Source organism: Pseudomonas sp. 1928-m (assembly GCF_029269135.1).
Taxonomy (GTDB): Bacteria; Pseudomonadota; Gammaproteobacteria; order Pseudomonadales; family Pseudomonadaceae; genus Aquipseudomonas.
The window spans coordinates 39,931-62,997 of sequence record NZ_JARIXO010000003.1 but is presented as its reverse complement, the minus strand read 5'-3'; the positions used below and the strand labels follow the sequence as shown (position 1 = coordinate 62,997).

Below are 23,067 nucleotides of genomic sequence, written 5' to 3'. Positions count from 1 at the left end.
CAATACCAGCGCAGCTCAGACCGGCGCGCGGCGCACGCTGGCCAGCAACGCAGCAGCGCCAACAAACAGTGCGCCAAAGGTGCGGTTCATCAGTTTCTGCTGGCGTGGCGAACGCAGCGCACCCAGCACCCGTGCAGCCAGGCCGGTGTAGCCGGCCATCACGATCAGATCGACGCAGATCATGGTCACGCCCATCACCAGGTACTGGCTCAGCAGCGGGGCTTGCGGGTTAAGGAACTGCGGCAGCACCGCGAGCATAAACACAATCGCCTTGGGGTTGCTGAAGTTGACCAGAAAGCCGCGCAACACCAGGGTCAGCGGGCGGCCGATGGGCCGCTCGGTCTGCGCACTCATATCACGGGGCAGCGCCTGCCACTGGCGATAGCCGAGGTACACCAGATAGACCACGCCAAACCATTTGATCAGGCTAAAGGCCAGCTCCGACGCCGCGAGAATCGCCCCAACCCCGGCGGCCACAATGGCGATCTGCAAGGCCAGGCCCAGCTGCAGGCCCAGGGCATTCCAGTAGCCGCGCAGAAAGCCGTACTGCAACCCGGCCGACATCGAGGCAATCGCCCCCGCACCCGGCGACAGGCTGATGACCCAACAGGCCACAAAGAACGCAAGCCAGGTTTCCAGTGCCATGGCAGATACCTCAAACAGAAAATAAAAAGGGGCAGGCCGCTAGCCTACCCCTTGTTGGGTGACTCGCCCAGCTGCTGAATCAGTCCGGCGAACCCTTACGCAGTTGCACCGGCTCCAGCTCTGCCTCTTTGCGAGCCCGTGCGCGGGCCACGCGCATGCGGATATTGACGGCTTCCACCGCCAACGAGAAGGCCATGGCGAAGTACACATAACCCTTCGGCACATGCACGCCGAAGGCTTCGGCGACCAGCACGGTGCCGACCACGATCAGGAACGACAGCGCGAGTATTTTCAGGCTCGGGTGCTTGTCGATAAAGTCGCTGATGGTGCCGGCAGAGAGCATCATCACGATCACCGAAATCACAATGGCCGCGACCATGACTGGCACGTTGTCGACCAGGCCGACAGCGGTAATCACCGAGTCGAGGGAGAAGACGATGTCGATAATCGCGATCTGCACGATGATGCCCATAAAGCCGTAAGCCTTGCCGCCTGCGGTCTGAGCTTCTTCTTCGCCTTCCAGGCTGTGGAAGATCTCCGCCGTGCTCTTCCACAACAGGAACAGACCACCGAAGAGCAGGATCAGGTCACGCCCGGAGAAACCTTGATCGAATACATGGAACAGGTCGGCCGTCAGGCGCATCACCCAGCTGATCGACAGCAGCAGCAGAATCCGCGTGCCCATGGCCAGGGCCAGGCCGAAGAAGCGCGCCTTGGGTTGCTGATGCTTGGGCAGACGACTGACCAGGATCGAGATAAAGATGATGTTGTCGATGCCCAGGACAATTTCCAGGGCGGTCAGGGTCAGAAACGCGACCCAGAGTTCAGGGCTGGCCAGCCATTCCATAATTGCTTAAACCTCGGTATTGCGCGGCGTAGGGAGTTCGCCATTACGCCAGCGGCGCACGGCTTTTTGGAAAAACAGGCTATTGGGAATTTGCACCCAGGCGCCGGGGGCATCACCGCTGAGATCTTCCAGAGTGGTGTAGAACAGGTTGATCGCCACGACCCGGCCGCGCACGCCAGGTTTGTCGGCGCTTTCCAGCACCTCGACACAATCGCCAATGCGAAACGGCCCCATGGCAAAGATCAGCAGCGCACAGAACATGTTGGACAACACGCTCCAGATGGCGAAGAAGGCCACTGCAGCCACGGCGGCAAAGCCGGTGAGCGCGGTCCACAGCACCTGCGCGGAAACGCCCAGGCGTTCCAGCACCAACATAAACGCACTACCCAGCACCAACCAGCGCAGCAGGCCGCGCAGCGGCATCAGCAATTCGGCCGGCAACTGCGGGTAGCGGTTGCCCAGACGAGTGATGCCACGGGTGAGAATGCGCTGGAACAGCCAGGCCAGCAGCACAATCAGGATCACCTGACCGGTGCGCAGCAACGGCTCTTGCCAGGTCATCAACCATTCCAGGGTCGGCAGGGTGATGTTCAACTGGCGGCCTCCAGCTCGGCTTGCAGGGCTTCGAGGGTTTCCAGCGCGAGCATCCAGCGTTCTTCCAGATCGGCTTCGCGGCTTTTCAGCTTGGCCTGCTCGGCCAGGGCATCACGCAGCTCGTCTTTGCGTGCGGCTTCGTAGATATCGCTGTCACCCAGGCGGGCTTCGACGGCAGCGAGTTTCTCGTGCAGCTGGCCCAGCTCTTTCTCCAGCTTGTCAGCTTCGCGTTTGTGCGGCGCCAATTGCTGACGCAGGGCTGCAGCGGCCTGACGCTGCACGCGCTTGTCGGCTTTATCCGGATTGCTCTCGCCACTGCTGGTCGGCGCCTGCCGCGTGCGGTAGTCCACCAACCAGCGGGCGTAGTCTTCCAGATCACCGTCGAACAGCTGCACCAGCCCATCGGCGACCAGAAGGAACTCGTCGGTGGTGCTCTTGAGCAAGTGGCGATCGTGGGACACCACCACCACTGCGCCGCTGAACTCCTGCAGGGCCATGGTCAGCGCCAGGCGCATTTCCAGGTCGAGGTGGTTGGTTGGCTCATCGAGCAGCAACAGGTTGGGTTTGCCCCAGGCGATCAGCGCCAAGGCCAGGCGGGCTTTCTCACCGCCAGAAAAATTCAGCACCGGCTCATCGCAACGCGGGCCGCGGAAGTCGAAACCGCCGAGGAAGTCGCGCAGGGTCTGCTCACGCTCGGTCGGTGCCAGGCGCTGGAAGTGCAGCAGCGGGCTGGCTTTGTCGTCCAGGGCATCGAGCTGATGCTGGGCGAAGTAGCCGACCACCAGGTTCTCGCCGCGCTGCAGATGGCCGCTGATCGGTTGCAGTTCGTTCGACAGATTCTTGATCAGGGTCGACTTACCCGCGCCGTTCGGCCCAAGCAGGCCCAAGCGCGCGCCGGGCGCCAGGTTCAGTTTGACCTTCTCCAGCACCACCTTGTCGCCATAACCCAGGCGACCTTCACTAAGGCTGAGCAGCGGACTGGAGATCTTATCGGCCTCGCGGAAGCTGAAGTCAAACGGCGAATCAACGTGCGCGGCCGACAGCTCTTCCATGCGTTCCAGCGCTTTGATCCGGCTCTGCGCCTGGCGTGCCTTGGTGGCCTGGGCCTTGAAGCGGGCGATGTACTTTTCCATGTGCGCACGTTGCGCCTGCTGTTTCTCGTACGCCTGCTGCTGCTGCGCCAGACGCTCGGCACGGGTGCGTTCGAACGCCGAATAGCCACCGCGATAGAGGGTCAGTTTCTGCTGATCGAGGTGGGCAACGTGGTCCACTACGGCATCCAGGAAATCGCGATCATGGGAGATCAGCAGCAAGGTACCGGGGTAACCTTTCAGCCAGCTTTCCAGCCAGAGAATCGCATCGAGATCGAGGTGGTTGGTCGGCTCATCGAGCAGCAGCAGGTCGGACGGGCACATCAGCGCCTGCGCCAGGTTCAGGCGCATGCGCCAGCCACCGGAGAAGTCACCGACGCGGCGATCCATCTGCGCACTGTCGAAACCCAAACCGGCGAGCAGCTTGCGCGCACGGGCATCGGCGCTGTAGCCGTCGAGGGTGTCGAGTTCGGTGTGCAAGCGCGCTACGGCAGCGCCGTCATGCGCTGCTTCGGCCACGGCCAGTTCGGCCTGCACCTTGCGCAGTTGCAGGTCGCCATCAAGTACATAATCGACCGCCTGGCGCTCGACCGCATCGATCTCCTGGCGCATGTGCGCAACGCGCCAATCGGCGGGGATCAGGCAGTCGCCCGCGTCCGCACTCAGCTCGCCACGAAACAGGGCAAACAGGCTGGATTTGCCGGCACCGTTGGCGCCGATCAGGCCGGCTTTGTGGCCGGGGTGCAGGGTCATCTCGGCATCTTCTAGCAGACGCTGAGGGCCACGCTGTAAAGTCAGGTTCTGGAGTCGGATCATAATGGCGGCGGAGTCTACCAGAGTCCCTTTAGAGAAACCCGGAAAGCACCATGCCTACTGACCTGTGGCGATTCGCCGAAGCTCTGTATCAACGCCCTGGCGTCGAGGCCGCGTGCCTGCTGCTGCAAGCGCAAGGTGCAGATGTGTGCCTGCTGCTGTGCGCCGCCTGGCTGAAAACCCGCAAGATCACCTGCAACGACGAACGCGTCACGACGCTGAAAAATCTGGCGCAGCCCTGGCAACAGCAGGTGGTGGTGCCGCTACGCCAATTGCGCCAGAGCTGGCGTGAGCAGGCGCAGAGCGATAACGCTCTGAGGCAGTTACGTGAACAGATCAAACAGCTTGAACTGAAGGCGGAGCGCGAGCAGTTGGAACGCCTGGCGGCGTGCACTCAAGACTGGTCAGACAGCGCGGCAGACGCGCCGCTGGACTGGCTGGAGCGGTTGGCGCCCCAGCCCGGCAACCGCGATGCGCTGCAAACGCTGCGCATCGCGGCGGCACACCTCAGCGCTTAGACAGCGCTTGGCGGGGTGCTGCCATTGCTGCCTGCAGGTGCAGCAGGCGCTTCGGCAACCGCAGCCTTGGCAATCACGGGCTTGGCAGCAGCCGGTTTAGCAGCGGGCTTGGCGGCTGGTTTTTTCGCAGCAGGCTTCGCCACGGGTTTCGCCGCAGGTTTTGCGGCCGGCTTGGCGGCTGGCGCCTTTTTCACTGTGGGCTTAGCGGCTGCCTTGGCAGGCTGCGCGGCCGGCTTGCTCGCCGCCGGTTTGGCCGTACTGGCCGCTGCTGGTTTCTTCACCGCAGGCTTGGCCGGCGCCTTAGCTGCAGGTTTTGCTGCAGCGGGCGCTTTGCTTACGGCCTTGGCCGGTGCCTTGGCAGCTGGCTTGGCGGGAGTTTTAGCGGCAGGTTTAGCCGCTGGCTTGCTGGCTGCGGGTTTGGCAGGGGCTTTGGTCGCGGCCGGCTTGGCAGCCGGTTTAACTGCAGCAGCCTTGGTCGAACGGCTGTCCAGCGCTTTGCTGACGGCTTCTTTAACCTTGCCAACGCCTTGCGCCAGTTTCAGGCTTTCCTGCGCATCGCGCTTGAGGCCGGCGATATAGGTGCGGGTTTCGCTCTGACGATCTTTCAGGGTATCGAGCAGCTGCTCCAGTTCGGCCACGGTTTCTTTGCCTTTGGCCTGAGCCTTGGCTTTGCCGGCGACCGCTGCATCCTGCATTTTGCTGCGGGCCTTATGCAGTTTTTCCTGGGCCTTGCCGCGTTGCTTTTCCAGCTTGGCGAGCAGCTTCTCGGCATCAACCAAAGCGCGGGTGCAGGCATCTTCAAGATGCTCAAGCAGGCTGCTGGAAAGTTGCTGCAACAGGTGCAGCGGGGTACTCACTGATTTCTTCTTTGCATTCTTTGTAGCCGACATGACTCGCCTCCTGGCGGATGAAGATGGCGTCATACTAGACCTCCTTTTGCCCGCCTTGCCACCTCGCGCATTGAGCTTGCGAGCCTGACTGGCATAATCGGCGCACCTTAGGCCGGAGAACACCCATGCCACGTTTCGCCTTGCTACTGCTTTGTCTGCTCGCGCCGCTGTCTCAGGCACATGAGCATTCCCACGACCTGGCTTATAGCCTGGGGGTAAAACTCGGTGAGCGGCTGCGCGATGAAGTGCCGGATCTGGAGCTGCAAGCGCTGCTCGACGGCCTGCGCCAGGCCTATCGTAACGAGCCGCTGGCGCTGGATGCCAAGCGCATCGAAAGCCTGCTGGCCGAGCATGAAGCGCAGCTGGCCAACGCGCCGGAACGCATCGAAAAGGCCAAGACCGCCGAGCAGCGCTTTCTCGCTACGGAGAAAGCCAAGGCCGGTGTGCGTGTATTGCAGGACGGCGTGCTGATGCAGGAACTGCGCGCCGGCAGCGGCCGCAAACCCGGCGCTAAGGATCGCATTCAGGTGCGCTATATCGGTTTTCTCGCGGATGGCAGCCAGTTTGACGAAAGTCAGACCGCGCAGTGGTTTCGCCTGGACAGTGTGATAGCCGGCTGGCGCAGCGCATTGCAGCAGATGCCGGTAGGCGCGCAGTGGCGCTTGGTGATTCCGTCGGCGCAGGCGTATGGCGAAGAAGGTGCCGGGGATTTGATTCCGCCCTACTCGCCCCTGGTGTTCGAGCTGGAGCTGCTCGACACCAAGGAGTAACGCATCAGCGCATCAGAGGGCAGGCGCAGCCTGTTCCTGATGGGCGTTGTGCAGGACTTCGATCAGGCAGTCCTCCAGCTCGAAACGCTCGTGCAGCAACTGACCGAGACGCTTCAGCTCATCGAGCAGTGAAACCGAATCATGGCAATCACCATTGTCGCAGCGGTCGTTGAAGGCCAGCGCCACTTCGGTGATCACCTCGATGCGCGGGTAGATCTGCTTGGCCAGATCGAGGCCACGCTGATCACCAAAAGCCTTGGCTTCGCTGGTCAGCTGCTCGTAGACCTCGAAGTGGCCAGCGGATACGTAATCGACGAGGATTTCGCAAAAGCGCTGCAGGGCTTCGGCATTGGCGCTCGGCGCTTGCGGCGAGCTGTTGATGGCGGCATAGGCATGCACCAGCTCTTTGCGCTCTTGCAGCCAGCGGTCGATCAGCAGGTGAACCCCACCCCAACGTTCCTGGGCGTTCTGACAACTCTCGAGCATGATGACCTCTACTTCCCTATTGCTATTAGTGTTGTACGCCCGCATCGAGACAGATTTTTGTCAGTCCGCGCAAGGTCTGGGAAGACAACCGTGAAACGGCAACTTTCCGGCGGTATCTGTGAGCCAGATTATTCCCGCAGGCCTAGGCCTTCAAGGTAGCTCTGGAGAAAATTTCATACAAGCGTTTAACCGGCAGCTACTCGGCCCTCTCAGCCGCAGCGGGCTTGTAAAAGCTCAGCGTGACCTGGCCAAGATCAATGCCCCACTTCGACATACGCGCCCGGTTGAGCATCACCTGGCCGTCCATCAGGAACATCCAGTCATCAAAATCAACCACATAGGTTGAGTCATCGACCTTCAGCCGCAGCTGGTAACGCCAGTGCAAGGCATTGCCGGCGACCTCACCGACAGCTTCGCCGACCACATCATCCGCAGTACCACGCCAACTGCCGTCGGCCTGCTTCTTCAGGGTCCAGACGCGCCTCTCGGTGCTGCCATCGCTGTAGGTAAAGCGCTCGTCGAGCACGCCCACATCGCCATCCCAGGTGCCGGTCATGGCCACATGGAAGCGCTTGACCACCTCACCGGAGCGGTTCTGGAACATGCCCCAGGCCTGCAAGTCGCCATTGAAGTAATCGTTCAGCTCCAGGCGCGGCTGTTCGCTGGCGTAATCACTCACCTGCGGGCCGGCACAACCCACCAACAGCGCCACCAGGCAACAGATCAACAGCGTCCGCATAAGCACCTCAATAAACGGCTAAATCAAGTCGCCGCAGGCAAAACCGGCGTACACAAGCGCGCATCAAGCAGGCGCAGACCTTCCTGATACAGGCTGTTACTGCGCTCCAGCTCGCCCAGTTGCGCCAACAGACGGGCCAGCTCGGCGCAGGTTTCCGGATGACGCTGGAAGCTCAGACTGCTTTCCAGGTAATCCTTGGCCTTGCCCCAAAGCTGGCTGTGCAGACACAGCCGCCCCAACGTCAGCAACAGGCCGGCATCCTGTGGATGCTGCTTCAACCAGCCCTCGGCCGCCTGCAACTGCTTGCCCAGATCACGCCCATGCAACAAGCCGTAGAGGCGCACCAGGGCAGTGTCGTAATGCTGTTTCAAGAAATGCCGCAGCAGCTCTTCCGCCTCGGCTTCGCCACCCAGTTGGCGCAGTTGCTCGGCATACACCGCCAGTAGCTCGGGCACCTGATGCTGCGCCGAGGACATGGCCTGCCAGACTTGCTGCAACGCCAGCAGCGCCGCCTGCGCATCGCCGTCAACCGGCCGCGCGGCCTGCAGCAAGCGGCCTCGCCAGGCCTGACGCTCAAGCTCACTCAGCTCGGCATTGCCTAAGGCTTTCTCCTTGCGCAGATCAGGCAGCAACCCAAGCAGGGCCGACCAATCGCCCGACTGCAGGTACAGTTGCTGCAGCTGACGCAACACCAGGTGATGGTGCGGATGACGCGAGCGCATGGCTTGCAGGGTATCCAGCGCCGCATCGGTCTGCCCACGCGCCAGTTGCAGCTCAGCATGTTGCAGGGCAATTGCCAGCTCCGCCTGCGGTTGGCGGTTAAGCGCCTGCTCCAGCAGATCATCGCTGTCGCTGTGATGACCCAGCTGATGCGCAGCGCGTGCGGCGCCCAGGTAATAGCTCAAGGGCTGCGGCGAGCTGCTGGCTGCCTGCTTAAGATGGCGCAAAGCGCGCGCCCAGCGGCCTTCGGCAAGGTCGAGAAAGCCTTGCTCGGACGCCAGCCGCACGCGGCGACGGCTGTGCAGGCGTGACCAGGGATTGAGCAGGCCGCCGGACGTGACCAGCAGCCGTACGCTTAAACGCAGCAGATAAATCAACAGCCAAATCACCAACACCAGGGCGACAAAGGCCCACAGGCTGGATTCATAGCGAAAGCCCTGAAAGGCAATCAGCACATAGCCCTTGTGCTCGGCCAGTGGCAGACCGAACAGCACCAGGCTGGCGACGCCGGTAACCACTGCCAGAATCAGCAGCAACCAGTAGAGGCGCTTCATTGCAGTGCCTCCTGCAGTTGCGCCTCGACATCATCACTGGCCGCTGCGGCGGGCTCAGCCTCGATCTGCTGCTGACTGCGCGCGGCCTGCTTTGCTTGCATGTATGCCTGCACGGCATTCAGCGTCGGGCTGAGGTCCGGTGGCGTCACCGCGATTGGCCGCTCGGCCAGCTCATCAATGCGCGCGCGCAGGGCGCGGCTGTTGGGGTTATCCACATCGAAGTGCGCATCCAGCACTTCACGAGCCTGCTGCAGGGCCTGCTGGTACACCGCCGTCTGGCCGTGCAAGGCGCCCCACTGCGCCTGCTCCAGCGCCAGGCTGAGAGCCAGGCGCACCTGGGTCAGGCTCTGGCCGGCGAGCACAGGGCGAATATTGCGGTCGGCGTTGAAATCGATGCGGAAGTATTCCGACAAGGTTTGCAGGCCACGCTGCCACCACTGTTGCTCGACCACACCTGCATCGGCCAGCTCGCTGAGCACGCCACCCTCGCCGCTGAAGCTCGGGGCCAGGGCATTGAGTTGCGCCACCTGCTCGCGCAATGCACCGAGTTGCAGAAACAACCCGGTACGGTCCGGGTTGGCGGTGGAGCGCAGTGCTTGCAGGCTCTTGGCCAATTGCTCGCGGGCGGCAAATGCGGCGGGGTCATCCTGCTCATGGAGGATTTCATCGGCGGCCTGCACCAGCGCGGTGGCGCTGTTGATGTCCTGCAAGGCGGACAGGCGCAGGCTGGCCAGACGCAGCAGATGCTCAGCCTCGGCCAGGCGCCAGTCCTGACGGCTGGCACCGAGTACAGTTTCCAAACGCTGGTTGAGTAACTGCTGATCGCCCTGCAGCTGGGTCAGCAGACGACGACGGGTTTCCAGCTCCTCGACACTCGGCAGCTGATCGAGCCGCTGCTCCAGTTTCTCGCCGGTGCGCGCCAGGCTTTGCGCCTCATTACGCGCGTCCTGCAATTGGCCTTGCTGTTGTTGCTCGCGAGCGTCCAGCGCCTGCAACTGCCACAGTCCCCAACCGCCCGCACCGGCGCCAGCCGCCGCAACCAACAAGGCCAGCAACGCCAGGCCGTTACCACGCGAAGCCGGCTTGCTCGCGGCCGGTGGCGTAACCGGCAACGCAGCGGCGGCATCCGCCGGCACCGGCTGCTGTTGTTTCACCTCAGGATCGTTCGGGGCTTGCTCTTTCGGGGTAGTTGCTTCGCTCACGTATCCATCCTTTGCGTCAGAGATCGGGGCAGGTTGCGCCTGCAAGGCTGCCAGCAACGCCGCGGCACTCGCGCCACGGCAGTCCACAACAAATTGTGCACCCGCTGCACGGGCCATCTCGGCAACTCGCGGGCTGGGTACAAACAAGGGTAGCCGGGCCAGGTCGGCCCAGGCGTCAGCGGCCAGCTCGCGCAAATGCACAAAGCCCTGCCCACTGCTGACCACCAGCGCGTTCAGGCGTTCAGCCTGAATGCGTTCGGCGAGCGCTGCCGGCGGGTAATCCGGCAGCACCCGGCGATACAGTGGCAGATAGTCCACCTGCACGCCTTGGCCGCGCAAGCGCTCGGCCAGTAACTCTCGGCCACCCTCGCCGCGCAGGATCAATACCTGCGGATTGGTGGCGGCCGTCAGCGCCTGCTGCAACTGTGGCAGGGCGAGCAGCGCCTCGCTGTCATCGGCCTGTTCGGGGTAATGCACCTGCAGGCCGTGTTCCCGAAGAATCTGCGCCGTGGCTGCACCGACGCTGAACCAGGCTTGCTCGGCAGGCACTGACACTTGATAGCGATCCAGCAGATCAAGCGCCAGCCGCGCCGCGGGCTTGCTCACCACGATCACTGCGCAGTAGCGTTGCAGATCGGCAAACGTGGCGCGTTGTTCGGCACTCTCGCTCAGCGTCTCGATGGCCAACAACGGCAAGCTGCTGCTGTAGACACCCTGCTCGGCCAAGGTTGCCACCAACGCGGCCGACTCCTGGACCGGTCGCGTCAACAGCACACGCCATGCACTCACTCGGCGGCGGCCTCGCCATAGACGGCTTGCAGAATGGCCGCAGCGCCCTGGGCCAGCAGCGCTTCAGCCACCTGCACACCCAGCTGCTCGGCCTGGGCAAGCGGCGCACGGTTTTCCGCCCGCAACAGCAGGCCGCCATCCGGCTGACCGACCAAGCCGCGCAACCACAGCTGCTCACCTTCGAGTACCGCGTAGCAGGCAATTGGCACCTGGCAGCCGCCATTCAGGTGTTTGTTCAACGCACGCTCGGCGGTCACCCGCAGCGCGGTATCACGGTGATGCAGAGGCGCCAGCAGGGCGTGGATTTCGCTGTCCGCCGTGCGGCATTCAATACCCACCGCGCCCTGACCACCGGCCGGCAGGCTGTCTTCCGCGCTGATCGAGGAGCGGATGCGCTCTTCGAAACCCAGACGAATCAGGCCGGCTGCGGCAAGGATAATGGCGTCGTAGTCACCGGCATCCAGCTTGGCCAGACGGGTGTTGACGTTGCCACGCAGAAACTGGATTTTCAGATCCGGGCGGCGCGCCAGCAGCTGGGCCTGACGGCGCAGGCTGGAGGTGCCGACCACGCTGCCTGCGGGCAATGCATCAAGGCTGGCGTAGGTGTTGGAAACGAAGGCATCACGTGGGTCTTCCCGCTCGCAGATGCAATACAGGCCCAGGCCTTCTGGGAAGTCCATCGGCACATCCTTCATCGAATGCACGGCGATGTCGGCCTCGCCTTCGAGCATGGCGGTTTCCAGCTCTTTGACAAACAGGCCCTTGCCACCAATCTTCGCCAGCGGCGCATCGAGCAGCTTGTCGCCACGGCTGACCATGGGCACCAGGCTGACCTTGAGGCCAGGGTGTGCCTGTTCCAGGCGGGCTTTGACGTGTTCGGCCTGCCACAGGGCCAGGGCACTTTTACGGGTGGCAATGCGGATTTCGCGAGACATGGGCAATTCCAGAAAACGAACTGCCGGGGATAATAACAGGCTGGCCCAGATCAGGCCTGCGACCCGGAGTCATCCGGATCGCCCGGTCGACCTCAGAGGTTGTGCATCAGTTTGCGCACCCCGGCAACATGCCGGCGGCTGACAATCAGCGCTTCCTCGTTCATACCCTTGAGGAACAGCTGGAAATGCCCGAGCGGCGTGCGCTGCAGGCGCTCGATACGCTCACGGGCAACCAGTGCATTGCGGTGGATGCGCACAAAGCGATCACCAAATTCGTCTTCCAGGGCTTTCAGCGGCTCATCCAGCAGCACCTCACCGCCAGCGTGGCGCAGGGTCACGTATTTGTGGTCGGCGATAAAGTAGATCACCTGATCCAGCGGAATCAGCTCGATGCCTTTGCGGGTGCGTGCACTGATGTGGCTGCGCGGGCCGCCACCGCTGTCTACTGCAGGACGGGTCAGGGCGGCGAGTTGCACTCGGTTGGGCCGCTCGGCTTTCTTCAGCGCCTCACTGAGGCTTTCTGCGCGCACCGGTTTGACCAGATAACCCACAGCACTGACCTGGAAGGCTTCCAGGGCAAACTCATCATGGGCGGTGCAGAAAATCACGGCCGGCGGCGCCTCACGCTCACACAGCCTGGCAGCCACCTGCAGGCCATCCAGGCCCGGCATGCGGATATCCAGCAACACCACGTCCGGCTTCAGGCTGTCGATCAGGCTCAGGGCCTCCTCGCCGTTACTGGCTGCGGGTTCAAGCACGCGATAGCCATCGAGTTCGCCCACCATGCGGCTCAGGCGCTCTCGGGCCAGGGGTTCATCATCGACAATCAGGACATTCATAATGCACGGGCTTCCTGCTTGGGTCTCGCACAAGGATAGCGTAGACAAGTGAAGTGGCGTCCGTCACGGCGCTCTACGCTGAGACTGGCCCGCGGCCCGAAAAGTGCCACCAGCCGTGCATCGATATTGGTCAGCGCCTGATGCGTGCCGCGCGATGGCGGCTGCTCGCCTAGTTGTTCGTATGGATTGCTCACGCACAGCTGGAATACCCCCTCGTGATAACTCGCCTCGACCCGCACCAGGCCACCCTCGATACGCGGCTGAATGCCGTAGATCAAGGCGTTTTCCAGTAAGGGCTGCAGCGTCAGTTGTGGAATCGGCAGATCATCCGGCACATCGACAATCTCCCACTGCAACTGTAGACGCTCGCCGAGCCGATAGCGCTCAATCGACAAATATCGTTGTGCCAGTTCCAGCTCTTCGCGCCAGGGCACCAGGCTGCCGGGCTTGGCCAGGCTGGCGCGGAACAGATCGGAGAGATCGAGCACCGCCTGCTCGGCCTTGTACGGGTCGACCACCACCAGGCTGGCGATGCTGTTCAGGCTGTTGAACAGAAAGTGCGGACGGATACGCGCCTGCAACGATTCGATACGCGCGCGCAGCTCGGCCTGCTCCTGCTTGCGCCACTGGCTCTGCAGGTAGAAATAGCGCAGCAGCAGCGCCGACATGATCAGGCTGATCAAGGCATGGCGCAGGTACAGATTGACCTCGCCGGTGCGCGGCAGTGGTCCGCCCAGCTCGTAGTAATCCGCAACGGCAGTGCAGATCAGGCTCAGGGTGACCACAATCGCGCAGCACAGGGCTCCAGCAGTGGCCGCTGGCATGCGCGCCATCAACGGGCGCAGACGGCACAGCACGGCGGCCGAGAGCAACACGATCCATTGCACAAACAGCGACGTCAGCGCCAGGCGCACCCAATCGAAGCCCGGCAGCATCGGCTCGGACAACACCAGCACCAGCACCAGCAACTCGGCCAACAGCACCATGCTCAGCAGGGCTTCTGGCTGGCAAAGCTCGGGCACAAAGAAGTCATCGACCAGTGGTGGTTGTTTTTCTGATAAAGCGCTTTTTATTTTCATCGCCGCAGTTTCCGCGTGAGCCGCACCAGCAGCAAGATAGACAGCTGCGACCGGGCAAAATAAAGCACCGAAATGCGCCCGCCGCGATAAAACTGTGAACGGCGCAACATTGCTCTACTGCAGCCTAGCTGCGCCCACCGACAAAGCGACGCGGCGAATTTACCGGCCAGCCTGTTATTATCGGCGCACTTTTCCGTCTTGCCGGCCGCCCCAGCGCGGCCAGCCCGTTTTAGCGCACCAGCCGAGCGAAGCCCATGAGCACTGAAAAAACCAACCAATCCTGGGGCGGCCGCTTCAGCGAGCCAGTCGATGCCTTTGTTGCCCGCTTTACCGCCTCCGTCGAATTCGACAAGCGCCTGTATCGCCACGACATCATGGGCTCAATCGCCCACGCCACCATGCTGGCCAAGGTCGGCGTGTTGAGCGACGCCGAGCGCGATGCCATCGTCGACGGCCTGACGCAGATTCAGAGCGAGATCGAAGCCGGCCAGTTCGACTGGCGCGTCGATCTGGAAGACGTGCACATGAACATCGAAGCGCGCCTGACCGACCGCATCGGCGTCACCGGCAAGAAGTTGCACACCGGGCGCAGCCGTAACGATCAGGTGGCCACCGATATCCGCCTGTGGCTACGCGACGAAATCGACCTGATCCTGGCCGAGATCACCCGCCTGCAGCAGGGTTTGCTGGAGCAGGCCGAGCGTGAAGCCGAGACCATCATGCCCGGCTTTACCCACCTGCAAACCGCGCAGCCAGTGACCTTCGGCCACCACCTGTTGGCCTGGTTCGAAATGCTTAGCCGTGACTACGAGCGCCTGGTGGATTGCCGCAAGCGCACCAACCGCATGCCGTTGGGCTCGGCGGCGCTGGCCGGCACCACCTACCCGATTCAGCGCGAAGTCACCGCGCAGTTGCTCGGTTTCGACGCCGTTGGCGGCAACTCGCTGGACGGCGTGTCGGATCGCGATTTCGCCATCGAATTCTGCGCCGCCGCCTCGATTGCCATGATGCACCTGTCGCGCTTCTCCGAAGAGCTGGTGCTGTGGACCAGCGCGCAGTTCCAGTTTATTGATCTGCCAGATCGTTTCTGCACCGGCAGCTCGATCATGCCGCAGAAGAAAAACCCCGACGTACCTGAACTGGTGCGCGGCAAGACTGGCCGCGTGTTCGGCGCGCTGATGGGCCTGCTGACCCTGATGAAGGGCCAGCCGCTGGCCTACAACAAGGACAACCAGGAAGACAAAGAACCGCTGTTCGACGCCGCCGACACCCTGCGCGACTCGCTGCGCGCCTTTGCCGACATGATCCCGGCGATCAAGCCCAAGCACGCGATCATGCGTGAAGCGGCGCTGCGCGGTTTCTCCACCGCCACGGATCTTGCCGACTACCTGGTGCGCAAGGGCCTGCCGTTCCGCGACTGCCACGAGATCGTCGGCCATGCGGTGAAATACGGCGTCGAGTCCGGCAAGGATTTGGCCGAGATGAGCCTGGACGAGCTGCGCCAGTTCAGCGAGCAGATCGAGCAGGACGTATTTGCCGTGCTGACCCTGGAAGGCTCGGTCAACGCCCGCGACCATATCGGCGGCACCGCACCGAATCAGGTGCGTGCGGCTGTTGTGCGCGGCAAAGAACTGCTGACGACGCGCTGATCGTCGACACACCAAGGGAAAGGGATGTCCCATGTTCGAGCTGTTGCTACGCGGCCTGGCTGTCCTGGCGGAAGTCGTACTGGAGCTGATTTTCGGCTACCTCTTCTACGCCAGCGGCTGGCTGGTGCTGCGCCTGCTCACGCTGGGCAGCTATCCGCGCCTGCCGCTGCGTATATCCGACCCGATGGACCCGCTCAGCAGTTGGGTCAGCGCCTTCGGCTTTCTCTGCGTGGTTGGCCTGCCGCTGACTGTTCTGGTTTTTCTCTACGGTTAAGTACCCATGTCTCTGCATATCCGCACCGCTACCATCGAAGACGCCGCCCTGATCCTGGGTTTTATCACCGACCTGGCGATCTACGAGAAAGCCGAGCATGAGGTGAAGACCGACGCAGCGGGGATCGAGGCGAGTCTGTTCGGCCCCGAAAGCAGCACCCGCGCGCTGATCTGTGAGCATGAAGGTCAGCCGATTGGCTATGCCGTGTACTTTTTCAACTACTCGACCTGGCTGGGCAAACACGGGCTGTACCTTGAAGACCTCTACGTCAGCCCGGAAAAGCGCGGCGTGGGCGCGGGCAAAGCCCTGCTGCGTCACCTCGCACAGCTGGCCGTGGCCAAAGGCTGTGGCCGTTTCGAGTGGGCCGTGCTGGACTGGAACCAGCCAGCCATTGAGTTCTACCAGTCGTTCGGCGCCCGCCCGCAGGACGAATGGACCACCTACCGCCTGACCGGCCAGGCCTTGCTGGATTTTGCCCAAGGCTGAAGCAGCACTCTTTTGGAGCAGCATATGAGCGAGCAAGACGACGAAGATTTCGCCCAGGACACCCTGATCCAGGCCATCGAAAACCAGCTGGAAGCCGGCGAGCCGGCCTTCGTCCAGGCGGTGCTGAACAAGCTCAGCCTGGTCGGCTATGAACGCGATGAAATCATCGAGCTGATGGCCCTGGTGCTAGCCGATGAAATCGACGTCATGCTGCGCGACGACCGCCCCTTCGATCTCGCCCGCTACGAGCAGGGCCTGCGCGCCTTGCCCGAGTTGCCCGAACAGGCGCCGTAAACAGCCTGGAAAAATTTACCCCACAACCCTCCAACTTCTGGCAGCATCAGGTCACAGCAGACTGCCTGGGGCTTCACTACACTGCCTTCGCAGGCTGCCTGTTGTTTCAGCCGATTTACCGCAGCGGGTGCTGCCGCCGCCGGCCGCAGCTCACTAAAACAAGAAGCTGGAGTACTTATGGCCTTTACCCCTGAACTGATTGCCGAACTGGAAATCCTCGCGCTGTTCAACCTGGGTACCACCCAGGAAGGAATCAAGGTTCACCACACTGCCACTCCCTCGGCGATTGCCGCCGCCCAACGCCTGCACGACAAAGGCCTGATCAATCAACCCGACGGCGGCTACCTGACCAGCCTGGGCCTCGACGCTGCCGAACACGCGCAAGTTCTGCTGACCATTCTCAATGTGACCGAAGCGGCCTAAGAAGCGCCCTCACATCGCGCCAACCAGTGCGTGATCGAAACCGTTTCTGAGCCAACCCAGCCTGCGTTGCAGCGGCTTGCTCAAGCTGCCCGCGACGCAGGCGATAACCCTGTATCCGCAGCCGTCCGCCAGCCACCTGGCAAGGCATGATCACGCACCGCCCTGCAGAGCCTGAGCATGAGTCGTACCGAGGAAATTCGCCCGGACATTGAAGACGGTATCGACCGCAAGGTACTGACGCAGCTGCGTGCGCGCTTCCTCAAACTCAACCAGGGCCGCCTGCAACGCGCCATGCAGGCGCTGTCGACGCGCCAGCAACTGGTGCTCAAGCTGTTGCCGTTGCTGTTCCACGTCAATCATCCGCTGCTGCCGGGCTACGTGTCCGGGCTGACCCCGGCCGGCCTTAGCGGCTTCGAGCCGGATGACGAGCTGCTGTCCGAAGTGCAGCGCCTGACCCGCTCGTTCGCCTACAAGCCCTACCGCGGCAAACAGACGCTGCCGATCCACGGCCTGTTTCTGATGGGCAGCCTGGGCACAGTGGCCCAGGCCGAGCAAAGCGATATGGACCTGTGGGTGTGCCACGCCAGCGACCTGAGCCAGCAACAGCTGCATGAACTGCACAAGAAGTGCGCGCTGCTGGAAGGCTGGGCGGCCACCTTCGGCGCCGAAGCGCATTTCTTTCTGATCGACCCGGCGCGTTTCACCCAGGGCGAACGCGAGGCGCAGCTGACCTCGGACGACTGCGGAACTACCCAGCATTACTTGCTGCTCGACGAGTTCTACCGCACCGCCATCTGGCTCGGCGGGCGCACGCCGCTGTGGTGGCTGGTGCCGGTGTATGAAGAGCAGCGCTACCAGCACTACACCAGCACCTTGCTGGCCAAGCGCTTTATCCGCGCCGAGGATGTGCTCGACCTCGGCCATCTGGCGCGCATTCCGCCGGAAGAGTTTATCGGCGCGGGCATGTGGCAGCTGTTCAAGGGCATCGAGTCGCCGTACAAATCGGTGCTCAAACTGCTGCTGACCGAGGTTTACGCCAGCGAACACCCCAAGGTCGAATGCCTGTCACTGCGCTTCAAGCAGGCCGTATTCGCCAATCGCCTGGACGTCGATGAGCTCGACCCCTACATCGTGGTCTACCGCCGCCTGGAGGAATACCTCAAGGCCCGTGGCGAGCATGAGCGCCTGGAGCTGATCCGCCGCTGCCTGTACCTCAAGGTCGACAAGAAGCTCAGCCGCCCACCGCGCAACAACCGCAAGAGCTGGCAACGCCTGCTGCTCGAGCGCCTGACCCGCGACTGGAACTGGGACAGCCGCCAGTTGGCGATGCTCGACAGCCGCAGCCAGTGGAAGGTGCGCCAGGTCAGCGCCGAGCGGCGCATGCTGGTCAACGAGCTGACCTACAGCTACCGCTTTCTCTCCGAATTTGCCCGCAGTGAACACGCTGGCAGCTCGCTCAACAGCCGCGACCTGGGCATCCTCGGCCGCCGTCTGTACGCCGCCTTCGAGCGCAAGGCCGGGAAGATCGAATTTATCAACCCGGGCATCGCCCCGGACCTCGCCGAAGACACCCTGACCCTGGCGCAAAGCCCCAGCCCGGACGAGCCCAATGAAACGCTGTGGGCGCTCTACAGCGGCAGCGTCAACGCCCAGGACCTGGAAGACTTCTCGCCGCTCAAGCGCTCGCGCGAGCTGATCGAACTGCTTGCCTGGTGCCAGCGCAATGGGGTAATCGACAACAGCACGCGGCTGTCGCTGCATCCAGGCTCCAGCGACCTGACCGAGTACGAGCTATCCAACCTGCTCAGCAGCCTGCAGCAGGTGGTGCCGCTGCCTTTGCCGGCGGTCGATGAAGCGGCCCTGCTCAGCGCCAGCGTGCCCGGCGAGGTGCTGCTGCTGGTCAACGTCGGCATCGATCCGCTCAAGCAGTTCAGCCAGATGAACATGCACATGACCACCGAGCGCACCGATGCGCTCGGTTATTCCGGGGTGCGCGAGAACCTGATTCTGACCATCGACCAGGTCACCCTGAACAGCTGGAACGAGTTGCTGGTGACCCGCTATGACGGCCCGCATGCGCTGCTCGATTGTCTGCGTGACTTCCTCAACGCCCTGCCGGCCACTGGCCGCAAACCCAACCTGCGGGTGCGCTGCTTCTGCCGCAACCGCGCCACGGCGATTGCCGAGCGGGTCGAAGAGCTGTTCCGCGAAACCCTCGGCAGCTTCAGCAGCGAACAGGCCAACCGCTACCTGCTGCAGATCAAACAGCAGTACCACGTACTCGAACTGAAGCCCGGCCACGTCAGCCACACCAGCCTGAAAGACCTGCCCACACTCATCGACCATCTGGGCGAGGAGCTGCCCGGCTACAGCGAGCTGCACCTGGATCGCAGCGCCCTGGAAGGGGAAGACCTGGCGCTGATCCTGCCCGTGGGCCGGCCACAGTGCATTCAAGTGTTCTATCGGCTGAACGAAGGCAGCGCCACGGCCGAACTCAGCGTGCTCGACGAGCACAACGCGCTATGGCGCCAGCAAATGCCGTTCCGTGATGAACAAAGCCTGTTGACCCCGCTGCAACGTTTTCTGCAATCGGTGCTGTACCGGCGCAATGCCTTGCTGCCGCTGGATAATCTGCCGGCGCATCAGCCGCTGGAAGTGCTGTATTACCAGGTGCTGCCGGATGCGCCGCTGCGCGCCCAGCGCCTGGAGCGCCGACCGCCGCCGCTGTCACCGATCAGCCACCCGTTCTATGACGTGCAGGCCATCGTCGAGCCGGCAGATGGCAAGCGCTCACACGTCACCCTGTACTGTAATCACCGCGAATTTTCCGAACTGGAATACGCCGGCGACCTGTTCGCCGCCGTGGCCCAGCACATCCTCGCGCAACGCCGCGATGGCGCGCGCTACCCCTGCTATATCACCGACCTCGACCTGTCGGCGGTACTTGGTGATGGGCATATGCAGAGCGTGCATTATCTGCGCTACAAGAGCCGCCTGGAGGCGGCACTTAATCAGGCACTGCAGAAGGCCTGACGCTCAGCCGCGCATCGGCGCCTGCGGGTTCTGCAGCGCGTACAGGTAGCAGTCGGCCAGGCTGTGATTGTCGGCCACCGAGGCATAACTGGCCGTGAAGGTCACCGCCAACCCCAGGTGCTGATACAGCCACTTGCCGGTAACACCCGGCGGCACTTGCGGCACCAGATCACTGTCATTCACTACGCGGAAGGTCGGCACTTGCAGCCCGTTGTAATGCGCAGCGAAATCCGGGGCAGCCAGGCGTGGGCTGGCAAAGCTGTAGTGCTGCAAAGGCAAGTCCGGCCAGCGTTCGCGCAGATCCAGCACTGCCAGGCTGGAGAGCGCACCACCCAGGCTGTGCGCGCATACCCACAGTGGCCCGTTGGGCTGCTGAGTATCGACAGCCTGCAAAGCCTGGTCGCGTAGCGAGGTGTAGAGCTTGAGAAAGCCGTCATGCACATTGCCCAGGCCAGCTTGCCAGGGGTAAGCACGCTGATCGGCATCCAGGTCATCCAGCCAGTCCTGCACCGTGTCTGTGCCACGGAACACCAGATAGACCTCGCCCTGCGGGTCGCGCGCGGCAAAGCCGAAAGGTTCTGATTCGTTAAGAAAGTGCAGCTCGCTGAGCACGCTCCAGATCGGCGCGGAAAAGCCCCAGCCGGGCAGCGCAGGCAGCTGCCAGGTGAAATCCTCGGGCCGCCGTGGGCGCTGCTGAGCTTGCCACTGACTGTATTGGTCGTAGGCGCAACTGACCAACTGCGCGCATTGCAGCGCGCGAGGAAGGTCAAAACCTTGGGGAAAGTACAGGGGTAGACTGGACATACGGCCTCCATGCCGAGATTGGCTTAGCTCTACTCTAGAAGGCTTTACCCAATCTGCTCACTCGGCGCGGCTGTACTCACCCGCCGCTTCCGGCTGATATTCCACCGCCAGCAGCGTCAGCTTGAGCACCTTGCCGCCGGGCGCAGCCCAGTCGATATGCTGCCCCACGGACAAACCCAGCAAGGCCGTGCCGACCGGCGCCAGTACCGACACACAACCTTCTCCGCCGGCGTCCTGCGGATAAACCAGGGTCAGGTGGTAATCCTTGCCGCTGCTTTCTTCACGGCAATGCACCCGCGAATTCATGGTCACCACCCCGGCCGGCACCTCGTCGTGGCCAACCACATCGGCACGGTCTAGTTCGGCCTGCAACGCAATGGCACTGGGACCGAAGTCATCCAGGCTGTCGAGCAGGTGCTCCAGGCGCTGCAGGTCAAGACGGGTAATGGTGAGCGAAGGTGCGCTGATCATGGTGCGGATATATCTCCTACCTAAGGGCAAAAAAAGCAAAACCCCATCAAGGAGATGGGGTTTGCAGGGGTTAGGCCGACCGTATCACAGCCACTCAAATAAACAAGACCGCCCGGTCAAGGTATGCCGTGATGCTGCTGCAAACGGGCTTCGGCAGCCGCGCAGATCGCTCGTTTGCGCGCCATGTCAGCGTTGCCCCAGTCGAGAATTTCCTGCAGCGTGCGACCACAGCCCAGGCAGATATCCTGACCATCCAGGCAACACTGACGCCGACAGGGCGAGGCGACCTCCTGGCCGGAGTCCTCAGAGCTCTTCGAACTCAAGGTCGGCACCGGATTGTTCGAGGGTGATGCGCGCCAGCATTTCGCCCAGCTGCTCGTCGCTGCTGTCGCAGATCCAGCGCTCACTGGCCTGGTCGTAATCGAAGTGGAAGCCGCCCGAACGCGCCGCCAGCCACAGCTGACGTAGCGGCTCCTGACGACTGAAGATCAGCTGGGTGCCGTTTTCAAAGCGCACGGTCAGCACCCCGGCGGAGTTTTCCAGGTCGAGGTCCAGGTCGCTGTCATCGAAAATATCTTCCACCGCCTGCTGGGTGGCATCGACCAGATCGTGAAAGCGGGCTTCGGTCAAACTCATTACGACTACCTCAAAAAATTCAGCGACTGCAAAAGTCTTGGAAACTGGCGCACATGAAAGCGTGACGAGCGAAGGCTAGGCAAGGCGCAAGTAGGCGAGGAAGCGGAGTGTACATCTGTACATGAGCATTCCGAGCCTGCTTGCAACGCGGCATAGCCGAGCGCAGTAGCTTTCATTGCGTCAGCTGGCGGCGATATTCACCTGGGCTTTGCCCAGTCCAACGGCGAAACGCGCGGGCCAGCGAGCCAGGCTCACTGAAGCCGACCAGAAAGGCGATTTCCGCCAGTTCCAGCGCCGGGTCACGCAGGTAATGCAACACCAGCTGCTGGCGGGTTTCATCCACCAACTGATTGAAGGATAACCCGGCTTCGCGCAAACGCCGCTGCAGGGTACGCGGACTGAGCGCCAAACGCGCGGCGATTTGCTGCAGATCGGCGCCCATTTCCGGCAGCTGGCGCGACAATTCCAGGCGCGCGCGATCCAGCACGCTATGGCCCTGCTGGATCTCACCGAGCAGGCGATCAGCATAGGCATCGAGCATCAGGCGCACCTGCGCATCGGCCTGGCCGAGCGGCGTGGCGAGCAAACGCTTGGGGAATACCAGGGCGTTATCGGCCTGATCGAACAGCACCGGGCAGCGGAATATCCGCTGGTATTCGGCAGTGTCCGCCGGCGCCGCATGCTGGAAGCGCACCTCGGTCGGCGGAATATCCAGGCCGCTAATCCAGTGGCCAAACGTTACCCAGCCGGCCAATGTCTCCTCACTGAGCTGACGTTTCTGCTGCGGCAACAGCGGCTGCCAGCTGTGCGCCACCTGCGGCTCCAGCCCTGCACGCGGCGGCTCATCGGCCAGATCGACCTGGCCCAGATTACCGACCAGCGCGGCGTAGCGCGCCTGACGATGCAATGCGTCGGCAAGGGTCGCGCAGCTCATGATCAGGTAACCGAGCACGCCGTAATAACCGGGGCGCACCGCCTCGCCCAGGTGCAGCCCCAGCTGCTCATCGCCGGTCAGCCTTACGCCATGGCCGAGCAGCTCCAGGTAGGTGCTGGCGGCGATGCGTTGATCACGCTGAGCAAGAAGCTGCGGGCTGAGCTGCACCCGCTCCAGCAGTTCAGCGCTGTCGACGCCCTGACGCGTCAGGTAATCGAGCAAACCTTGCAGGTAGGCAACAGAAACCGAGCTGCTCACGGGTACGGGGTTGTCCATCCAGTCTCCTGATCACTGGCGATGGGTGCATCGCCAAAGATACAGGCAAAGCCCCGCCCGACGGGAACCCCGGCGCATAGGCAAGGCGCCGGGGGGCCGGTATACTCCGGCGCAATCATGCTTTATTACAAGGATTTCACCATGAAGCGGTTGTTTACTGCCTTTGTCGCGATGCTTGCCGTCAGCGCCCTGCTCGCTGGCTGCGGCCAGAAAGGCCCGCTGTACCTGCCGGAAGAAAGCCAGCCAGCGCCTGCGCAAACCGAATAAGGACAGCTT

At 62.6% G+C, this 23,067-nt stretch carries 26 protein-coding genes and 1 pseudogene; 9 read left to right on the top strand and 18 right to left on the bottom strand.

The window, feature by feature from the left end; translation table 11 throughout:
* Positions 1 to 15 precede the first annotated feature (15 nt).
* From rhtB to P3C18_RS12185, 4 genes are all read right to left on the bottom strand, one after another.
* A complete protein-coding gene (gene rhtB, locus P3C18_RS12200; RefSeq protein ID WP_275962118.1) occupies positions 16 to 645 on the bottom strand; it encodes a homoserine/homoserine lactone efflux protein in 630 nt (209 codons plus the stop codon).
* Positions 646 to 724: 79 nt separating this feature from the next.
* Positions 725 to 1,492, bottom strand: coding sequence for a TerC family protein (locus P3C18_RS12195; RefSeq protein ID WP_275962117.1), 768 nt, complete (start codon positions 1,490 to 1,492; stop codon positions 725 to 727).
* Between the two features lie 6 nt (positions 1,493 to 1,498).
* Positions 1,499 to 2,074 carry a mechanosensitive ion channel family protein gene (locus P3C18_RS12190; RefSeq protein WP_275962432.1) on the bottom strand — a complete coding sequence of 192 codons (576 nt, stop codon included), beginning with the start codon at positions 2,072 to 2,074 and terminating at the stop codon, positions 1,499 to 1,501.
* Positions 2,075 to 2,082: 8 nt separating this feature from the next.
* Positions 2,083 to 3,993: an ATP-binding cassette domain-containing protein gene (locus P3C18_RS12185; protein WP_275962116.1), complete on the bottom strand. Its 1,911-nt coding sequence runs from the start codon at positions 3,991 to 3,993 to the stop codon at positions 2,083 to 2,085.
* Positions 3,994 to 4,043: 50 nt separating this feature from the next.
* Here P3C18_RS12185 and P3C18_RS12180 point away from each other — a divergent pair, with 50 nt between their 5' ends.
* On the top strand, positions 4,044 to 4,508 hold the full coding sequence (locus P3C18_RS12180) for a TIGR02444 family protein (protein WP_275962115.1): 465 nt from the start codon (positions 4,044 to 4,046) through the stop codon (positions 4,506 to 4,508).
* Here the strand turns inward: P3C18_RS12180 and P3C18_RS12175 are convergent.
* Positions 4,505 to 5,398 carry an AlgP family protein gene (locus P3C18_RS12175; RefSeq protein WP_275962114.1) on the bottom strand — a complete coding sequence of 298 codons (894 nt, stop codon included), beginning with the start codon at positions 5,396 to 5,398 and terminating at the stop codon, positions 4,505 to 4,507. The genes P3C18_RS12180 and P3C18_RS12175 overlap by 4 nt on opposite strands.
* A gap of 125 nt (positions 5,399 to 5,523) precedes the next feature.
* On the opposite strand from P3C18_RS12175, the gene P3C18_RS12170 reads away from it, so the two are divergent.
* Entirely contained in the window at positions 5,524 to 6,168 is a 645-nt protein-coding gene (locus P3C18_RS12170; RefSeq protein ID WP_275962113.1) for an FKBP-type peptidyl-prolyl cis-trans isomerase, read from the top strand.
* A 12-nt stretch (positions 6,169 to 6,180) separates the two neighbouring features.
* Here the strand turns inward: P3C18_RS12170 and rsd are convergent, their stop codons facing one another.
* The 8 genes and pseudogenes from rsd to P3C18_RS12130 all read right to left on the bottom strand — a co-directional run bounded on the left by rsd (position 6,181) and on the right by P3C18_RS12130 (position 13,511).
* Positions 6,181 to 6,654 (bottom strand): sigma D regulator, encoded by a 474-nt coding sequence (gene rsd, locus P3C18_RS12165; protein ID WP_275962112.1) that lies wholly within the window; start codon positions 6,652 to 6,654, stop codon positions 6,181 to 6,183.
* Between the two features lie 196 nt (positions 6,655 to 6,850).
* Positions 6,851 to 7,393, bottom strand: coding sequence for a DUF3833 domain-containing protein (locus P3C18_RS12160; RefSeq protein ID WP_275962111.1), 543 nt, complete (start codon positions 7,391 to 7,393; stop codon positions 6,851 to 6,853).
* A 23-nt stretch (positions 7,394 to 7,416) separates the two neighbouring features.
* Entirely contained in the window at positions 7,417 to 8,667 is a 1,251-nt protein-coding gene (locus tag P3C18_RS12155; protein ID WP_275962110.1) for a heme biosynthesis HemY N-terminal domain-containing protein, read from the bottom strand.
* Complete coding sequence (locus P3C18_RS12150) at positions 8,664 to 9,779, bottom strand: uroporphyrinogen-III C-methyltransferase (RefSeq protein WP_275962431.1); 1,116 nt, start codon at positions 9,777 to 9,779, stop codon at positions 8,664 to 8,666. The genes P3C18_RS12155 and P3C18_RS12150 overlap by 4 nt, the downstream gene beginning before the upstream one ends.
* 123 nt (positions 9,780 to 9,902) lie before the next feature.
* Positions 9,903 to 10,643, bottom strand: a pseudogene (locus tag P3C18_RS12145) (uroporphyrinogen-III synthase); the annotation flags it as partial.
* An 11-nt stretch (positions 10,644 to 10,654) separates the two neighbouring features.
* Positions 10,655 to 11,593, bottom strand: coding sequence for a hydroxymethylbilane synthase (gene hemC / locus P3C18_RS12140; RefSeq protein WP_275962109.1), 939 nt, complete (start codon positions 11,591 to 11,593; stop codon positions 10,655 to 10,657).
* A 92-nt stretch (positions 11,594 to 11,685) separates the two neighbouring features.
* Positions 11,686 to 12,432, bottom strand: a complete 747-nt coding sequence (locus tag P3C18_RS12135) for a LytTR family DNA-binding domain-containing protein (RefSeq protein WP_160014938.1) — start codon at positions 12,430 to 12,432, stop codon at positions 11,686 to 11,688.
* A complete protein-coding gene (locus P3C18_RS12130) occupies positions 12,429 to 13,511 on the bottom strand; it encodes a sensor histidine kinase (RefSeq protein WP_275962108.1) in 1,083 nt (360 codons plus the stop codon). Before P3C18_RS12130 ends, P3C18_RS12135 begins: the two co-directional genes overlap by 4 nt.
* A 254-nt stretch (positions 13,512 to 13,765) precedes the next feature.
* On the opposite strand from P3C18_RS12130, the gene argH reads away from it, so the two are divergent.
* The 6 genes from argH (at position 13,766) to P3C18_RS12100 (ending at position 19,670) form a co-directional block, all read left to right on the top strand.
* On the top strand, positions 13,766 to 15,160 hold the full coding sequence (gene argH, locus P3C18_RS12125) for an argininosuccinate lyase (protein WP_275962107.1): 1,395 nt from the start codon (positions 13,766 to 13,768) through the stop codon (positions 15,158 to 15,160).
* A 31-nt stretch (positions 15,161 to 15,191) separates the two neighbouring features.
* Complete coding sequence (locus P3C18_RS12120) at positions 15,192 to 15,434, top strand: hypothetical protein (RefSeq protein WP_275962106.1); 243 nt, start codon at positions 15,192 to 15,194, stop codon at positions 15,432 to 15,434.
* Between the two features lie 6 nt (positions 15,435 to 15,440).
* Positions 15,441 to 15,920 carry a GNAT family N-acetyltransferase gene (locus tag P3C18_RS12115; RefSeq protein WP_275962105.1) on the top strand — a complete coding sequence of 160 codons (480 nt, stop codon included), beginning with the start codon at positions 15,441 to 15,443 and terminating at the stop codon, positions 15,918 to 15,920.
* Between the two features lie 24 nt (positions 15,921 to 15,944).
* Positions 15,945 to 16,214, top strand: a complete 270-nt coding sequence (locus tag P3C18_RS12110; protein ID WP_090254619.1) for a hypothetical protein — start codon at positions 15,945 to 15,947, stop codon at positions 16,212 to 16,214.
* A gap of 177 nt (positions 16,215 to 16,391) precedes the next feature.
* On the top strand, positions 16,392 to 16,637 hold the full coding sequence (locus P3C18_RS12105; protein ID WP_090254617.1) for a TIGR02647 family protein: 246 nt from the start codon (positions 16,392 to 16,394) through the stop codon (positions 16,635 to 16,637).
* Positions 16,638 to 16,814: 177 nt separating this feature from the next.
* On the top strand, positions 16,815 to 19,670 hold the full coding sequence (locus tag P3C18_RS12100; protein ID WP_275962104.1) for a class I adenylate cyclase: 2,856 nt from the start codon (positions 16,815 to 16,817) through the stop codon (positions 19,668 to 19,670).
* Positions 19,671 to 19,673: 3 nt separating this feature from the next.
* Here the strand turns inward: P3C18_RS12100 and P3C18_RS12095 are convergent, their stop codons facing one another.
* From P3C18_RS12095 to P3C18_RS12075, 5 genes are all read right to left on the bottom strand, one after another.
* The gene (locus tag P3C18_RS12095; RefSeq protein ID WP_275962103.1) at positions 19,674 to 20,474 is read right to left on the bottom strand and encodes a lipase family protein; all 801 of its coding nucleotides are present in this window, start codon (positions 20,472 to 20,474) and stop codon (positions 19,674 to 19,676) included.
* A 57-nt stretch (positions 20,475 to 20,531) separates the two neighbouring features.
* Positions 20,532 to 20,942 (bottom strand): nucleoside diphosphate kinase regulator, encoded by a 411-nt coding sequence (gene rnk / locus P3C18_RS12090; protein ID WP_275962429.1) that lies wholly within the window; start codon positions 20,940 to 20,942, stop codon positions 20,532 to 20,534.
* 119 nt (positions 20,943 to 21,061) lie between these two features.
* On the bottom strand, positions 21,062 to 21,268 hold the full coding sequence (locus P3C18_RS12085; RefSeq protein ID WP_275962102.1) for a DUF1289 domain-containing protein: 207 nt from the start codon (positions 21,266 to 21,268) through the stop codon (positions 21,062 to 21,064).
* Positions 21,249 to 21,581 carry an iron donor protein CyaY gene (gene cyaY, locus P3C18_RS12080; protein WP_090254611.1) on the bottom strand — a complete coding sequence of 111 codons (333 nt, stop codon included), beginning with the start codon at positions 21,579 to 21,581 and terminating at the stop codon, positions 21,249 to 21,251. Before cyaY ends, P3C18_RS12085 begins: the two co-directional genes overlap by 20 nt.
* Before the next feature lie 172 nt (positions 21,582 to 21,753).
* On the bottom strand, positions 21,754 to 22,791 hold the full coding sequence (locus P3C18_RS12075; RefSeq protein WP_275962101.1) for an AraC family transcriptional regulator: 1,038 nt from the start codon (positions 22,789 to 22,791) through the stop codon (positions 21,754 to 21,756).
* Between the two features lie 141 nt (positions 22,792 to 22,932).
* Between P3C18_RS12075 and P3C18_RS12070 the strand changes: the two genes are divergently transcribed.
* Positions 22,933 to 23,058, top strand: a complete 126-nt coding sequence (locus P3C18_RS12070; protein ID WP_090387640.1) for a lipoprotein — start codon at positions 22,933 to 22,935, stop codon at positions 23,056 to 23,058.
* The last annotated feature ends 9 nt before the right edge of the window (positions 23,059 to 23,067 follow it).